This window comes from Variovorax paradoxus B4, assembly GCF_000463015.1.
Lineage (GTDB): Bacteria > Pseudomonadota > Gammaproteobacteria > Burkholderiales > Burkholderiaceae_C > Variovorax > Variovorax paradoxus_E.
Genome location: NC_022247.1, coordinates 540,355 through 555,402, shown reverse-complemented (window position 1 = coordinate 555,402; position 15,048 = coordinate 540,355). Strand labels below are relative to the sequence as shown.

The 15,048-nt window shown below is 68.3% G+C and carries 13 protein-coding genes; 5 read left to right on the top strand and 8 right to left on the bottom strand.

The genetic code is table 11. From position 1 onward, the window contains the following. The first annotated feature begins 147 nt into the window (after window positions 1-147). The 3 genes from VAPA_RS02540 to VAPA_RS02530 are packed head-to-tail and all read left to right on the top strand — an operon-like array spanning window position 148 to window position 2,347. Complete coding sequence (locus VAPA_RS02540) at window positions 148-588, top strand: hypothetical protein (protein WP_021005202.1); 441 nt, start codon at window positions 148-150, stop codon at window positions 586-588. A gap of 10 nt (window positions 589-598) precedes the next feature. Further along, window positions 599-1,522, top strand: a complete 924-nt coding sequence (locus VAPA_RS02535) for a polysaccharide deacetylase family protein (protein ID WP_021005201.1) — start codon at window positions 599-601, stop codon at window positions 1,520-1,522. Between the two features lie 57 nt (window positions 1,523-1,579). Further along, window positions 1,580-2,347 (top strand): GntR family transcriptional regulator, encoded by a 768-nt coding sequence (locus VAPA_RS02530; RefSeq protein WP_021005200.1) that lies wholly within the window; start codon window positions 1,580-1,582, stop codon window positions 2,345-2,347. A 38-nt stretch (window positions 2,348-2,385) separates the two neighbouring features. On the opposite strand, the gene VAPA_RS02525 is transcribed toward VAPA_RS02530, so the two are convergent. The 6 genes from VAPA_RS02525 to leuS form a co-directional block, all read right to left on the bottom strand. Further along, window positions 2,386-4,257 carry a potassium transporter Kup gene (locus VAPA_RS02525; RefSeq protein WP_041946303.1) on the bottom strand — a complete coding sequence of 624 codons (1,872 nt, stop codon included), beginning with the start codon at window positions 4,255-4,257 and terminating at the stop codon, window positions 2,386-2,388. 174 nt (window positions 4,258-4,431) lie between these two features. Beyond that, the gene (gshA, locus tag VAPA_RS02520; RefSeq protein WP_021005198.1) at window positions 4,432-5,745 is read right to left on the bottom strand and encodes a glutamate--cysteine ligase; all 1,314 of its coding nucleotides are present in this window, start codon (window positions 5,743-5,745) and stop codon (window positions 4,432-4,434) included. Between the two features lie 120 nt (window positions 5,746-5,865). Next, window positions 5,866-7,161 (bottom strand): glutamate-5-semialdehyde dehydrogenase, encoded by a 1,296-nt coding sequence (locus VAPA_RS02515; protein WP_021005197.1) that lies wholly within the window; start codon window positions 7,159-7,161, stop codon window positions 5,866-5,868. Between the two features lie 134 nt (window positions 7,162-7,295). Further along, complete coding sequence (holA, locus tag VAPA_RS02510; RefSeq protein WP_021005196.1) at window positions 7,296-8,384, bottom strand: DNA polymerase III subunit delta; 1,089 nt, start codon at window positions 8,382-8,384, stop codon at window positions 7,296-7,298. Between the two features lie 29 nt (window positions 8,385-8,413). After that, the gene (locus tag VAPA_RS02505) at window positions 8,414-8,935 is read right to left on the bottom strand and encodes an LPS-assembly lipoprotein LptE (protein WP_021005195.1); all 522 of its coding nucleotides are present in this window, start codon (window positions 8,933-8,935) and stop codon (window positions 8,414-8,416) included. 15 nt (window positions 8,936-8,950) lie between these two features. Beyond that, window positions 8,951-11,581, bottom strand: coding sequence for a leucine--tRNA ligase (gene leuS / locus VAPA_RS02500; RefSeq protein ID WP_021005194.1), 2,631 nt, complete (start codon window positions 11,579-11,581; stop codon window positions 8,951-8,953). 160 nt (window positions 11,582-11,741) lie between these two features. Between leuS and VAPA_RS02495 the strand changes: the two genes are divergently transcribed. Further along, entirely contained in the window at window positions 11,742-12,719 is a 978-nt protein-coding gene (locus tag VAPA_RS02495; RefSeq protein WP_021005193.1) for a Bug family tripartite tricarboxylate transporter substrate binding protein, read from the top strand. Window positions 12,720-12,836: 117 nt separating this feature from the next. Further along, the gene (locus tag VAPA_RS02490) at window positions 12,837-13,910 is read left to right on the top strand and encodes an NAD/NADP octopine/nopaline dehydrogenase family protein (RefSeq protein WP_021005192.1); all 1,074 of its coding nucleotides are present in this window, start codon (window positions 12,837-12,839) and stop codon (window positions 13,908-13,910) included. Here the strand turns inward: VAPA_RS02490 and VAPA_RS02485 are convergent. Both VAPA_RS02485 and VAPA_RS02480 read right to left on the bottom strand, forming a co-directional pair. Next, a complete protein-coding gene (locus VAPA_RS02485; protein WP_021005191.1) occupies window positions 13,905-14,510 on the bottom strand; it encodes a peroxidase-related enzyme in 606 nt (201 codons plus the stop codon). The genes VAPA_RS02490 and VAPA_RS02485 overlap by 6 nt on opposite strands. Further along, complete coding sequence (locus VAPA_RS02480) at window positions 14,507-15,031, bottom strand: CMD domain-containing protein (protein WP_021005190.1); 525 nt, start codon at window positions 15,029-15,031, stop codon at window positions 14,507-14,509. Before VAPA_RS02480 ends, VAPA_RS02485 begins: the two co-directional genes overlap by 4 nt. Window positions 15,032-15,048 lie beyond the last annotated feature (17 nt).

Genomic DNA, 15,048 nt, shown 5'->3' with positions numbered 1-15,048 from the left:
TGGCTTCGCCCAGCCGCCGGCTTCGGCCGTGCCCTCAGAGATTGTCGACAATTTTTATCTCATAACGTCAACAATCGGCATGAGAATTGCTGCAGCACCGTCGTGCTTCCCGCCATGCACCGCCATGGCCCACATGCTGGAGAACCCATGAACACGCCTGCTTCTTCCGATGCGCCACCATTGCCGGGCCCTTCCACGCCCGCCGAAGTGGTCGACGAGTTCCTTCGCCTCGTGATGATTCCCGACCCGCAATCGGCGTCGCGCTTCACCGCGCCCGACATCCGCATCCGCTTCACCGGCAACCGCGAAATGCAGGCGCCCGGCGACACCTCGGCCTTCAATGCGAAGCGCTACGCCTGGGTGAAGAAGAAGATCGAACACACCGAAGTGGTGGCGGGCGGCACGGCCGAGGAAACCGTGGTCTACAGCCTCGGCACGCTCTACGGCGCCTGGCCCGACGGCACCGCCTTCGAGGGCAACCGCTATGTCGACCGCTACGTGGTGCGCCACGGGCTCATCAGCCGGATGGACGTGTGGAACGACAGCGCCGAATGGCTGCTGGTGCGCGCCGGGCTGGCGGTGCTGTGAGGCGGGGCGCATGACGGCACGCTGGCCCGAGCGGCTGCCCACGCACGGCCGCTTCGACTACAGCCCCATCACGCGTCGGCCCGACCACGCGTGGCCGAACGGCGCACGGCTGGCCGTGTACATCGGCTTCAACATCGAGCATTTCGCGTTCGGCGACGGCCTGGGCGCATGCATCGGCCCGGCCTCGCCGCAGCCCGACGTGCTGAACCACGGCTGGCGCGAATACGGCAACCGCGTGGGCGCCTGGCGCTGTCTCGAACTGTTCGATGCGCTGGCACTGCCGACCGGCGCGCTCGTCAATACGGCGCTCTATGACCATTGCCCGGAGCTGGTGCAGGCCTGCGTGGCGCGCGGCGACGAGCTGATCGGCCACGGCCACAGCAACGCGGAGCGCCAGGGCGCATGGGACGAGGCGCACGAGCGCGCGTTGCTGTCGCGCTGCCGCGAACGCATGCAGCGGGAAAGCGGCCAGGCACCCGCCGGATGGCTGTCGCCGTGGATCTCGGAAAGCGCCGTGACGCCCGACCTGCTGGCCGAGACCGGCTATGGCTACACGCTCAACTGGTGCCACGACGACCAGCCGGTGCGCATGCGCACGCGCGGCGGCGGCTCGATCTGGTCGGTGCCGTATCCGCAGGAGCTCAACGACATTCCGATGATCGTGGGACGCCTCATGGACGCCAGGGACTTCAGCGCGATGGTGGTCGACAACTTCGACGAGATGCTCGAGCAGTCGCGCGCGCAGCCGCTGGTGATGGGCCTCGCGCTGCATCCCTACATCGTGGGGCAGCCCTATCGGCTGCGCCACCTGCGCACGGCGCTGGCGCACCTGGCACGCGCGCGCGACCGCGGCGACATCTGGCTCACCACGCCGGGTGCGATCGCATCCCACATGCAGCGGCTCGCGGCGGACCGGCCCGCGGACTTTGCATAGGCCCCGGCACGCGCTGCACGCGCTCGATAATGGGCGGGTTCCCTCATCGCCTGCGCCATGCCCCGCTCATCCCCGCCATCCAAGCCCGCCATTGCGCCGCGCCCCGCCCGGCGCAAGCTGCCGCCCACCGACGGTGCCGCGACGAAGAGCGACGACCACAGCGACATCGAGGAGCGCATCTACCGCTCGGTCTTCGAAGGCGTGACCAACCAGCGCCTCGCGCCCGGCACCAAGCTGCCGGAGGCATCGCTGTGCGAGCTGTTCGGCGTCAGCCGCGCGCTGGTGCGCAAGGTGCTCCAGCGGCTCGCGCACGATCACATCGTGGAACTGCGGCCGAACCGCGGTGCCATCGTGGCCATGCCTTCGCCCGAGGAAACGCGGCAGATCTTCGAGGCGCGCCGCGCGCTCGAGGCCGCGCTGGTGCGCATGGCCGTGCGCAACGCCACGCGCGCCGAAATCGCCGAACTGCGGCGCCACCTGAAGGAAGAGCATGCGGCGATGCACCGCTACGCGCAGCCCGAGTGGGCGCGCCTGGCCAGCACCTTTCACCTGCGCGTGGCGAAGCTCGCACGCAATCCGATCCTGGAGCGCTACCTGACCGAACTCATGTCGCGCTGCTCGCTGATCGTGGCGCTCTACGAACCGCCCGGCAATGCATCGTGCGAACACGGCGAGCATGCGGACGTGGTCGATGCCATTGCGCGCGGCGATGCGGACGAGGCCGTGCGTCTGATGGAAGAGCACCTGCTGGTGCTTGAGAAGAACATCGCCCTCGACAGGCCCGCCTCGCAGCGCAGCCTGGGGCAGATGCTGGGACTGGGCTGAGGCGGGCGGCCGCGCGAGGCCGCGCGGGCCGCCGCCGGTCAGATCTCGATCTTGGAGCCCAGCTCCACCACCGCGTTGTTCGGCAACCCCAGGAACGCGGCCGCGCCGCTCGCGTTGTGGTGCATCTGCGCGAACAGCTTCTCGCGCCACGGCGCCATGCCGCTGCCCAGCGTGGGAATGACGACGTCGCGCGAGAGGAAGTAGCTCGTCGTCATGGGCTCGAGCTGGCAACCGCGCAGGCGCGCATTGTCGAGCGCGCGCGGCAGGTCGACATCGTTCTTGAAGCCGTAGTGCACGATGACCTGCCAGCAATGATGGCCGAGCGCCTCGATCTCGATGCGCTTGTCCATCGGTATCCAGGGCACCTCGTGGTTGCGCACCGTCACGAACAGGTTCTGCTCGTGCAGCACCTTGTTGTGCTTCAGGTTGTGCAGCAGCGCGTTGGGCACCACGCCGGGTTCCGCGGTGAGGAACACCGCCGTGCCGTCCACGCGCGCGGGCGGGCTCTCGAACACCGAATCGAGGAACGCCTTCAGCTCGATCGCATCGGCACGCTGCACCTCGCCCATCAGGCGGCGGCCTTCCTTCCAGGTGATCATCAGGGTGAACACGGCGCCGCCGATCACCAGCGGGAACCAGCCGCCCTCGAACAGCTTGAGCAGGTTCGAAGCGAAGAACAGGAAGTCGACCACGAAGAACACCGCGGTCGACGCAATGCACAGCGCCAGCGGCAGCTTCCAGGCGTAGCGGATCACGAAGAAGGTCAGCACCGTGGTGATGAGCATGTCGGTGGTCACCGCGATGCCATAGGCCGCGGCCAGGCTGCTCGACGAGCGGAACATGACGACCGCGAGCACGATGGCCACGAACAGCCCCCAGTTGACCAGCGGAATGTAGATCTGCCCCGCCGCGCGCACGCTCGTGTGCTCGATGTTCAGGCGCGGCAGGTAGCCCAGCTGGATGACCTGGCGCGTGACGCTGAAGGCCCCCGTGATGAGCGCCTGGGACGCGATGACCGTGGCCGCCGTGGCCAGCAGCACCAGCGGAATGAGCGCCCATTCGGGCGCCATCATGAAGAAGGGGTTCTTCACGGCCTCGGGATTCTCGAGCAGCAGCGCGCCCTGGCCGAAGTAGTTGAGCGTGAGCGCCGGCATGACGACCGTGAACCAGGCCACGCGGATCGGCCGCTTGCCGAAGTGGCCGAGGTCGGCGTACAGCGCCTCGGCGCCCGTCACGCACAGCACCGTGGCGCCCAGCAGAATGAAGCTGGTGCCCGGGTTGTTCCATATGAACTTCAGCGCGAACCAGGGGTTCAGCGCCTTGAGGATTTCGGGGTGGTGAACGATCTGCGACACGCCGAGCACCGCAATGGCGATGAACCATGTCAGCGTGATCGGCCCGAAGAACTTGCCGATGCCGGCCGTGCCGCGTTTTTGCACCACGAAGAGGCCGAACAGCACCACCAGCGTGACCGGCAGCACATAGTGCTTGAAGTGGGGCGACACCACTTCGAGGCCTTCGACCGCGGAAAGCACCGAGATGGCCGGCGTGATGACGCCGTCGCCATAGAAGAGCGAAGTGCCGAAGATGCCCACCAGCAGCAGCACATGGCGCAGCCTGGGCTTGTCGGCCACGGCCTGCGAGGCCAGCGCCAGCATGGCGACCAGGCCCCCCTCGCCTTCGTTGTCGGCCCGCAGCACCAGCACCACGTACTTGATCGACACGATGACGGTGAGCGTCCAGAAGAACATCGAAAGGATGCCGTAGACGTTTTCGACAGTGAACGGCACATGGCCGTGGCCGAACACTTCCTTGACTGCATACAGCACGCTGGTGCCGATGTCGCCATAGACGACACCGATGGTGCCGATGATCAAGGCGGCGGCGGAAGAGGATTTGGGAGGTGACACGAAGTCGATGGGAAAAAGGGAGGCTGCCAGCGCGTAACCAGACGTCACGCGCACCGGGATGCCGCCGCGGTGGAATTTCCAGCCGCCGCGCGCACCCCTCCGCCCTTTTGTTTCCTTTGCTGTGGGGCCGCTATTTTGCCGCCGGCCGACGCCTTCGCAAGCCGCCCCGGAAAATCATTCGTAGATTTCGGCGTCCGGATCGGTGGCTTCCAGCTCGTAGCTCGCAGCCACCATGGCCAGGCGGCCCACCACGCCATACATGTAGAAGCGGTTCGGGGCACTCGCGCCGGGCTTGGCGCCTGGCTGCGGCAAGTGCGCGCTTTCGGAGAAAGCCAGCGGCACGAAGCTCGCGCCCGGAAGCTTGAGGTTCTCGTCGGGGGCGCGCTCGGCATGCACGCGGTAGAAGCCGCCCACCACGTAGCGGTCCATCATGTAGACCACCGGCTCGGCCACGCCGTTGTGCACGCGCTCGTTGGTCAGCACGCCTTCCTGCACGATCACCTCGCGGGGCTCGCGCAGTTCCCTGGCGGCCGCGGCCGCCTTGCTGCCCGCGGAGGCGCCGCGCGACTTGCCGACAAGGCCCTCGACTTCCTTTGCATCGCGCACGGTGATGACGCCCGGGCCATCCCCGCCGACATGGCCCTTGACGACGACGAAGGGCTTCTCGTTGATGCCGTATTCCTTGTACTTGCGGCGCACCTTGGTCAGCACCGCTTCCACGTGGCTGGTCAGCACGTCGATGCCGCGGCCTTCGGCAAAATCGACGCCGTCGGCGCGCGCATAGATCGGGTTGATGAGCCAGGGATCGATGCCAAGCAGCTTGCCGAAGCGCTTGGACAGCTCTTCGTAGCTGTGCAGGTGATTGCTCTTGCGCCGCACCGACCAGCCCGCGTGCAGCGGCGGCAGCAGGTACTGCTCGTGCAGGTCTTCCAGGATGCCCGGGGTGCCGGCCGCCAACTCGTTGTTGAGCAGGATGGTGCAGGGGTCGAAATTCTTGAGCCCGAGGCGGCGCTTGCTGCGCACCACGGGCTCCAGGCACACGGTTTCACCGTTGGGCAGCTCGATCTTCTTGGGCGACTTGATGGCCGGATCGATCGAACCCACGCGCACGTTGAGTCCCGCCATGTGGAAGATCCGCACCAGCTGGGCGACGTTGGCGAGGTAGAAGGTGTTCTTCGAGTGGTTCTCGGGAATGACCAGCAGGTTGCGCGCTTCCGGGCAGATCTTCTCGATGGCGGCCTGCGCGGCCTGCACCGCCAGCGGCAGCATCTCCTTGGTGAGATTGTTCCAGCCGCCGGGGAAGAGATTGGTGTCGACCGGCGCCAGCTTGAAGCCCGCGTTGCGGATGTCGACCGCGCTGTAGAACGGCGGCGTGTGCTCCATCCATTCGAGCCGGAACCAGCGCTCGATGGCGGGCGTCGAGTCGAGTACCCGCTGCTCCAGTTCGTTGATCGGGCCGGTCAGGGCGGTGACGAGATGCGGAACCATGCGGCGGCCTTATTGGATTTGTACTTGAAGGTAGAGCGGAATTGTAGGATTTGGGGGTGGCCGCCCCAATGACAAGACTACGTAGAGCGGACTTGGTTCAGTCCGCCCGCCTCCGGCGCATCAGCTGCGGACTTCGCCCTGCCCGAGCACCACGTACTTGAGCGAGGTCAGCCCCTCGATGCCGACCGGCCCGCGCGCATGGAATTTGTCGGTGCTGATGCCGATCTCCGCTCCCAGGCCAAACTCGAAACCATCCGCGAAGCGTGTGCTCGCATTGACCATGACGCTGGCCGAATCGACCTCGCGCAGGAAACGCTGCGCATGCACATGGTCGCGCGTGACGATGGCGTCGGTGTGGTGGCTCGAGTAGCGGTTGATGTGCGCAATGGCCTCGTCGACCCCTGCGACCACCTTGATGCTGATCACGGCGGCAAGGTATTCCTCGGACCAGTCGGCCTCGACCGCATCGACGACTCTTGCGCCCGAGCCAGCCAATGCATCGTCGGCGCGCAGAATGCGGGCCGCCACCGGGTCGCAGCGCATTTCGACGCCCTTGGCCGCGAAGATGGCGGCGATCCGGGGCAGGAAATCCTCCGCCACCGCGGCCGACACCAGAAGGCCTTCGGCCGCGTTGCAGGGGCTGTATTTCTGGGTCTTGGCGTTGTCGACGATGCGCAGCGCCATCTCGAACTCGGCCGTATCGTCCACGTAGACGTGGCAGTTGCCGTCGAGGTGCTTGATGACCGGCACCTTGGCATCGCGGCTGATGCGCTCGATCAGGCCCTTGCCGCCGCGCGGGATGATCACGTCCACGAACTCGGGCATGGCGATCAGCTGGCCCACGGCTTCGCGGTCGGTGGTCTGCACCAGCTGCACCGCCTCGACCGGCAGGCCGGCCTCGGCCAGCGCCCCGGACACCAGCAGCGCCAGCGCCTTGTTCGACTCGATGGCTTCGGAGCCGCCGCGCAGGATGGCGGCGTTGCCGCTCTTGATGGCCAGGCTCGCGGCCTCGATGGTCACGTTGGGGCGGCTCTCGTAGATCATGCCGAAGACGCCGATCGGCACGCGCATCTGGCCCACGCGGATGCCGCTGGGCTGCTGCTTCATGCCGATGATTTCGCCGATCACATCGGCCATGCCGGCGAGTTGCTCGCAACCCAGCGCCACGGTCTCGATGACCTTGGGCGTGAGCTTGAGGCGGTCGACCATCGGCGCCGAAAGCCCGGCGGCCGTGGCGCGCGCCAAGTCCTTCTCGTTGGCCTCGGCCAAGGCGGGGCCGGCTTCGCGCAGGCGCTTGGCCAGGGCCTTCAATGCTCTGTTTTTGGTAGCTGCATCCGCACGGGCCATGAGGAATGCGGCGGTTTTTGCCTGCAGGCCGAGGGTCTGCATGTGCTCGCTGACGTTGAACGCGTTCATCGCTGCATTTTCCTGCATTTGGATCAACCCCAGGCTTCGCGCACTTGCCGTGTTGTCCCCTCTCCCTCCGGGAGAGGGCCAGGGTGAGGGCCGGGGCACTCGCAAACGCGCGATGCGATGAGGGCCGCCGGCCCTCACCCCAACCCTCTCCCGGAGGGAGAGGGAGCAAGAGCAGCGCTGCTGCAGGCGCGGCACAGCATCAGCGCCAGGCGCTGCAGGGCCTGCCAGCCGCTGGCGGGCCAGTCGGGCTGCTTCAGCCCCTTGCAGATGCCATCCACCACATGGGCCGCGCGCAGCAGCCGGGCCAGCATGCGGTCGTCGAGCCGGGGCAGCACGCGCTCGAAGGCGCGCTCGCGCGGGCCCCAGATGCGGTTCTCGCGCAGGGCCATGGGCAGCGGCCGGCCCGCGGCCATGGCGTCCTTCACGCGCTTGAGCGCGCGGATGTCCTCGGCGATCGTGTAGTGCACCAGCACCTCGGCCTCGCCTTCGGCCTGCAGGCCGTCGAGCATGCGCGCCACGCGCTGCGGGTTGCCGGCCAGCACGGCCTCGGAGAGCTTGAACACGTCGTAGCGCGCCACGTTGTTGACCGCGCCTTCGACCTGCTCCCAGCTCAGCTCGCCCGCCGGATGCAGCAGGGCGAGCTTCTGGATTTCCTGGTGCGCGGCGAGCAGGTTGCCCTCGACGCGGTCGGCAAAGAACTGCAGCGTGCGCTGGCCTTCGTCGCCGGGCATCACGCGCTGGCCCTGCAGGCCCAGGCGCTGCGCGATCCACTGCGGCAGCGCGGCGCGTTCGATCGGATCGACCTGCAGGCTCACGCCGTTGTTCTCGAGCGCCGAGAACCAGGCGCCGGTGCGCGTGGCCTTGTCGAGCCGCGGCAGCATCACCAGCGTGAGCGTGCTGTCGTTGTCCCGCGCGGCCTCGGCCAGCTGCTGCAGCGCCGTGCTGCCGTCCTTGCCGGGCTTGCCCGAGGGAATGCGGATCTCGACGATCTGCTTGTCGGCGAACAGCGAGAGCGAGCCGCCCGCCGCAAGCACCGCGCTCCAGTCGAAGTGCGCGCCGGCCACGGTGTACGAGCTGCGCTCCGTATAGCCCGCCACGCGTGCCGCGGTGCGGATGGCGTCCGCCGCCTCCTGCGCGAGCAGCGGCTCGTCGCCGTGGATCGTGTAGAGGGACTTCAGCCCCTTCTGCAGATGGGAGCCCAGTTGGGCGCTGGCAAGTTGCATGGAATGTGCGGCAGGCGCGCTCGTGCCGCCTAGAGTTCCTTGACGGCCGCGAGGCGGCGCATCAGCTGCTGTGCAATGTCGGCCTGCATGTCCCGGTACAGCAGTTCGGCCTCGCCTTCCTTGGCGAGCGCGTTGGTCTCGTTGAAGCTCAGGTCGCGCGTCTGCGACACCTCGGTGGGCGCCAGCAGCATCTTGCCGCCCGGCGTGCGCAGGCTGAAGCGAACGCGCAATTGCAGTTGCAGCTCCCGCAGCAGGCCCGCCGAATTGGTCGAGATCACGATGCGGTCGCGGTTTTCGCCCAGGATCTCGAGGATCGCGTCGGCGCTCTGTGCCTGCTCGGGCGGCACCAGCGTCACGGTGCCGGCGGCACGCATTTCGCGCCGCAGACGGTTGATCAGCTCCGAATTGCCCGACACCGACAGCGTCTTGAACGCAAACACCGGCGCCTTGCGCAGTTCGAACCCGCAGCCGGCCAGCCCCAGGCTGGCGCCCGCCGCGGCAAGACCCAGAAGAAAGCCGCGGCGCGGCAGCGAGGCGTTGCGATTGTTCATGCTTCTATCGTTCGTTCAAATGACCACGTTGACCAGCCGGCCGGGAACCACGATGACGCGCTTGGCCGGCGCGCCTTCGGCGAACTTGGCGAAGTCGTCGCAGGAAAGCGCGAGCGCTTCGATCTCGGCCTTGGAAGCGCCGGCCGGCACGCGCAGCGCGCCGCGCAGCTTGCCGTTGACCTGGAGCATGAGCTCGATCTCGTCCTGCTCCAGCGCGCCCACGTCGACCACGGGCCAGGGCGCGTCGAGCAGGTCGCCCAGTTCCTTGTCGTAGCCGAGCTGCTGCCAGAGCTGGTGCGCGATGTGCGGCGTGGCCGGATACAGGCAGCGCAGCAGGATGCCGAAGCCTTCGCGCAGCGCGGCCGTATCGCCGGCGCTGCCGTCGGGCTTGAAGCCTTCCAGCGCATTGAGCAGCTTCATCGCGCCCGACACCACCGTGTTGTATTGCATGCGCTGGTAGTCGTAGTCGACCTGGCGCAGCACGGTGTGCACCTCGCGGCGCAATGCCTGCGCGTTCTTGCCGCAGGCCTGGCCGCCGGCCGCCGCGGGCTGCGCGTCGGCCTGCGCCACGCCGAAGTTCCAGACCCGGCGCAGGAACCGGTAGCTGCCTTCGACGGCTGCGTCGTTCCACTCGAGCGTGGCTTCGGGCGGTGCGGTGAACATGGTGTACAGGCGCGCGGTGTCGGCGCCGTACTTCTCGATCAGGTCCTGCGGGTCGACGCCGTTGCGCTCGCTCTTGCCCATCTTGCCGACGCCGCCGTATTCGACCTTGGTGCCGTCCGCGGTGGTGCCGCCGACGATGCGGCCCTGCGCGTCGAGCGTGGGCGTGACCTCCAGCGGCGGGTGGTAGTTCTTGCCGCCCCTCTCGTCACGGTGGTAGTAGATGTGGTTGAGCACCATGCCCTGCGTGAGCAGCTTGCTGAAGGGCTCGTCGACCTTCACCAGGCCCAGGTCGCGCATCACCTTGGTCCAGAAGCGCGCGTACAGCAGGTGAAGAATCGCATGCTCGATGCCGCCGATGTACTGGTCCATCGGCATCCAGTAGTCGGCGCCCTCGGCGACCATGGCCTGGTCGTTCTTCGGGTCGCAGTAGCGCATGAAGTACCACGAGCTGTCGACGAAGGTGTCCATGGTGTCGGTCTCGCGCCGCGCGGGCTTGCCACAGACGGGACACACCACGCCGGCGTGGAAGCCTTCGTGCTTGGCGAGCGGGTTGCCCGAGCCGTCGGGTACGCAGTCGGTCGGCAGCACCACGGGCAGGTCCTTCTCGGGGACCGGCACCGCACCGTGCTCGTCGCAATGGATGATGGGGATCGGCGTGCCCCAGTAGCGCTGGCGGCTCACGCCCCAGTCGCGCAGGCGCCAGGTGGTCTGCATCTCGCCCAGGCCCTTCTGGCCGAGCGCATGCGCCACGGCGGCCACCGCCTCCTTGTAGGTCATGCCGCTGAAGTTGTCGGAGTTGATGGTCACGCCGCGCTGCTTGTCGGCGTACCAGTCCTGCCACCTGTGATAGTCGAAGTGCGGCTCGTCGTCGACCAGCACCACCTGGATGATCTCGATGCCGTACTTGTTGGCAAAGGCGAAGTCGCGCTCGTCGTGCGCGGGCACGCCCATCACGGCGCCGTCGCCATAGTTGATGAGCACGTAGTTGCCCACCCACACCGGCACCTGCTCGTCGGTGATCGGATGCTTGACGGTCAGGCCCGTGGGCACGCCCTTCTTCTCCTGCGTGGCGAGTTCGGCCTCGGTGGTGCCGCCGGCCTTGCACTCCTCGATGAAGGCCGCGACCTTCGGATTGAGCGTGGCGGCGTGCGCGGCCAGCGGATGCTCGGGCGCCACGGCGCAGAAGGTCACGCCCATGATGGTGTCGGCGCGCGTGGTGAACACGTACATGCGCCCGTCCTGGATCAGCTTGCCGCTCGCGTCCTGGATGTCGTGCGTGAAGGCGAAGCGCACGCCCTCGCTCTTGCCGATCCAGTTCTCCTGCATCAGCTTGACGCGCTCGGGCCAGCCCGGCAGCTTGTGCTGGGTGTGCTCGAGCAGTTCTTCGGCGTAGTCGCTGATCTTCAGGTAGTAGCCCGGGATCTCGCGGCGCTCGACCGTGGCGCCGGTGCGCCAGCCCTTGCCGTCGATCACCTGCTCGTTGGCCAGCACGGTCTGGTCGACCGGGTCCCAGTTGACGACCTGGGTCTTGCGGTAGGCAATGCCCTTTTCGAGCATCTTGAGGAACAGCCACTGGTTCCACTTGTAGTACGAGGGATCGCAGGTGGCGATCTCGCGGCTCCAGTCGATCGCCAGGCCCATGGCCTGGAGCTGGCCGCGCATGTAGTCGATGTTCTCGTAGGTCCACTTGGCCGGGGGCACGCCGTTCTTCAGCGCCGCGTTCTCGGCCGGCAGGCCGAAGGCGTCCCAGCCCATGGGCATCAGCACGTTGTAGCCGCTCATGCGCAGGTAGCGCGTGAGCATGTCGTTGATGGTGTAGTTGCGCACGTGGCCCATGTGCAGCTTGCCGCTGGGGTACGGCAGCATCGAGCAGGCGTAGTACTTTTTGCGGCTCGCGTCCTCGGTGACGCGGTAGGCATCGGCGGCGCTCCATTGCGCCTGGGCAGCGGACTCGACGTCGCTGGGTTTGTAGCTGGGGTTCATGACGGTTCGGCAGAACCCGGCGCGGGGGTGGCCGGGGAGGACGGATTATCGCGCCCGGGCGGCCGCCCGGCCGGCAGACTCTAGACTTGAGGCACGTAACCTGCGTGTTGCGCGGGTAACGCCTGCCCTTCGGCAGGTTTTTCGTACCGCCTGGAATGCCATGACACTGCTCCTGAAACACCTCGCCCTGGGCCTCGCGGCCGCCGCCAGCCTCGCCGTGATGCCGCTCCATGCGCAGCCGAACGGCGACAAGCCGCTGCGCATCGTCGTGCCCTTCGCCGCCGGCGGGGCGCAGGACGTGATCGCCCGCTACCTGGGTGCCAAGCTCACCGACAAGCTCGGCGGCACCGTGATCGTCGACAACAAGGCGGGCGCGGGCGGCATCGTGGCGGCCGATGCGGTGGCCAAGGCGACCGATGGCGCCACCGTGCTGCTGGCCACCGGCGGCGCCATCACCATCGCGCCCCACCTGCAGGCCAAGCTGCCCTACGACCCCGTGAATGACCTCGCGCCCGTGGCCCTGGTCGGCGACACGCCCATGACCGTGGCCGTGCGCACCGAAAGCCCATACAAGACGCTGGCCGACGTGCTGCGCGACGCCAAGGCGAAGCCGGGGCAGGTGACCTACGCCTCCACCGGCAACGGCACCGTGTCGCACCTCACGGGCGCGCTGCTGGCCCAGGCGAGCGGCGTGAACCTGCTGCATGTGCCGTACCGCGGCGCGGCGCCGGCGCTGACCGACCTGCTGGGCGGCCAGGTGGCCCTGATCGTCACCAGCGCCGCCTCCATCGAGCCGATGGTCGCGAGCGGCAAGGCCCGCGTGCTCGGCACCTTTTCCCGCGCGGCCCTGCCCAGCCTCGGCATGCCACCGACGGTCGCGGAGGCGGCGGGCCTTGCGGGCATGGACGTGCCGGTCTGGGTCGGCGTGATGGCGCCCGCGCGCATGCCGGCGGCCAGCATCGAGAAGCTCTCCGCGGCGCTGGTCGAGGTGTGCAACCTGCCCGAAACCCGGCAGCGCTTCGCCCAGCTGGGCGCGGTGAACACCTGCGGCGGCGGCGCAGCGCTGGGCAAGGTGATTGCCGAGGACAGCCAGCGCTGGGCGAAGGTCGTCAGGCAAGGCGGGATCAAGATTGACTGAACCGGTTAGCCCCCAGGCTTCGCGCACTTCGTGTCGCTACTCCCGCCCCCTCTCCGGGGGCAACACCGGTGGCCCGGCGAAGCCGGTTCCACGGTGTTCGCGGCTGGAGCCGCCGAATTGACGCCCATCAAGGAAATCCGGGTCGGCATCGCGGGCACCGGGGCGATCGCCCTGGCCTGCGCGGCGTGGCTGCGCCAGGCGGGCCACGCCGTCTTGCTCTGGTCACCGGGCGGCCAGGGTGCCGAGGCCCTGCGCACGCAGCCGCTGGAAGCCGTTGGCGTGCAGCCCTGCCGCGTGACGGTCGAGGTGGCCGACGATGCGGCGCAGCTTTGCCAGGCGTCGGACGTGCTGCTGCTCGCGCTGCCGGTCAACGGACACAAGCGCGTCATGGATGCGCTGCTGCCCTTCCTGCGCGACGGGCAGACCGTGATCGTCAGCTCGATGGCCTCGCTGTCGTCGCTCTATCTCCACGAAAGCGCACGGCGCGCGGGCAGGCGAGTGACGGTCGCCAGCTTCGGCACGACGGTGCTGACCGCGCGCCGGGAATCCGCCACGCAGGTCAAGGTGATGACGCGGCGCCAGGCGGTCGGCGTGTCCGCGCTGCCGAGCGCCGGCGTCGAGAAGGCCGTCGAACTGTGCACCGCGCTGTTCGGCGGCGGCTTCTTCGCGCAGGAAAACACGCTCGCCAGCGCGCTCGCGAACGTCAACCCGCAGTCCCACGGCCCGCTGGCCGTCTTCAACTGGACCCGCATCGAGCGCGCGGAGAACTGGCCGCAGTACCACTGCATGACGCCCGGGGTGGCCCGCGCGATCGAGGCGCTGGACCTGGAGCGGCGGGCCGTGGCCAGCGCCTTCGGCATCGAGCTCGGCCCCATCGAGGAGCATTTCGCGCGCTCCTTCGGCACCGCATCGGCACGGCTCGAGGACATCGCGGCCGAGCTGCATGCCAAGCGCGGCGGCCCGCCCGGGCCGGTTCGCACCGACACCCGCTACGTGAGCGAAGACATGCCCTACGGCCTGGCCTTCGTGGAAGCGCTCGGCGCCATCGCCGGCGTGGCAACACCCGCGACGCGCACCATCGTGGACGCCGCCTCGCTGGCGAGCGGCATCGACTTCCGGCAGCGCAACGACCTGCTGGCGCCGCTGGGCCTGGCCCGCGAGAGCGTGGCCGGGCTGCTCGCCCGCCTATGAAGCGGCTGCCGCAGCCGCTGCCGGAAAGACCGGCTCGCCCAGGTTGAGCATCAGCCGGTTGGCCCAGGCGAAGAGCGCCACGGAGTGAACCAGGTCGAGGATCTCGAGCTCGGCCAGCCCCACCTCCTTGAGCATTCGCACGTCCTCGGCCGACACCTTGCCGGGCTCGGCACCGAGCCGGATCGAGAACTCGACGATGGCCTTCTCGCGCGGCGTGGTGCCCGCGGAAGCCGGCTCCTCGAACACCTGGGAGATCACGTCGCTGCGCTTGGCCAGCTGCTCGAAGCGCTGGGCATGCACCGAGGCGCAGTACACGCAGCCGTTGACGCGCGACTCCACCGTGGCGCCCAGCTCGCGCTCTGCGCGCGGCATGCCGCCCGGCGCGAACATGATCGCGTTGAAGGCGATGGAGCGCTGCAGCAGCATCTCGGGCTGGTGCGCCAGCACCAGGAAATAGGGCGAGGTGCGGGCCTGCGGGCTCATCTCGTCGAGCGCGGCCAGCTGGGCCGGCGTGGCCGCGGCGACAGCGACCGGGTCGAGCCAGGGCTTCCAGCTCAGCACCTCGTTGGTGAAGCCCTTGATGCGGATCGGCGCGTTCATTGAACGACCTCCGCGGCGGCCAGCGCCTGCAGGCCCGCGACCACGCGGACCTGGTAGGAGAGAAAGGCGATCAGCTGGCCCAGCGCGACGATGGCGGGCGTCGTGAGCCCTGCGTCGGCCAGCGCCTGCACCGCGGCCTTGTCGCCCTCGATGGGGCGCTCGATCAGGCTGGCGGTGAATGCCAGCACCGTGCGCAGGCGCACATCCGCCACCGCAGCGCCGCTTCCCACGGCCGCGATCAGCTCGCGGTCCGCGCCCTCGGCCAGCAATCGCTCGCGGTAGTGCGCGGCGAGCGTCGCGGCTTTCGAGACGCTGCACGCGTGCAGTGCGACCAGCAGGCGCTCGGGCACCGAGAGGCCTTCGACCGATGGCGAGAACATCGCGTCGTAGCTGCCCTGCGTGGCCGCCACGACCTTGTCGCGTTGCTGGCGCAGCAGGCGGGTGGCGTGGCCGGGCACCAATGGCACCGTGGCGTCGATCACGTCGACGGCGGGGGCTGAGTCGGAAAGAGGAATGGTCATGCGTTTCGATGAAGAGG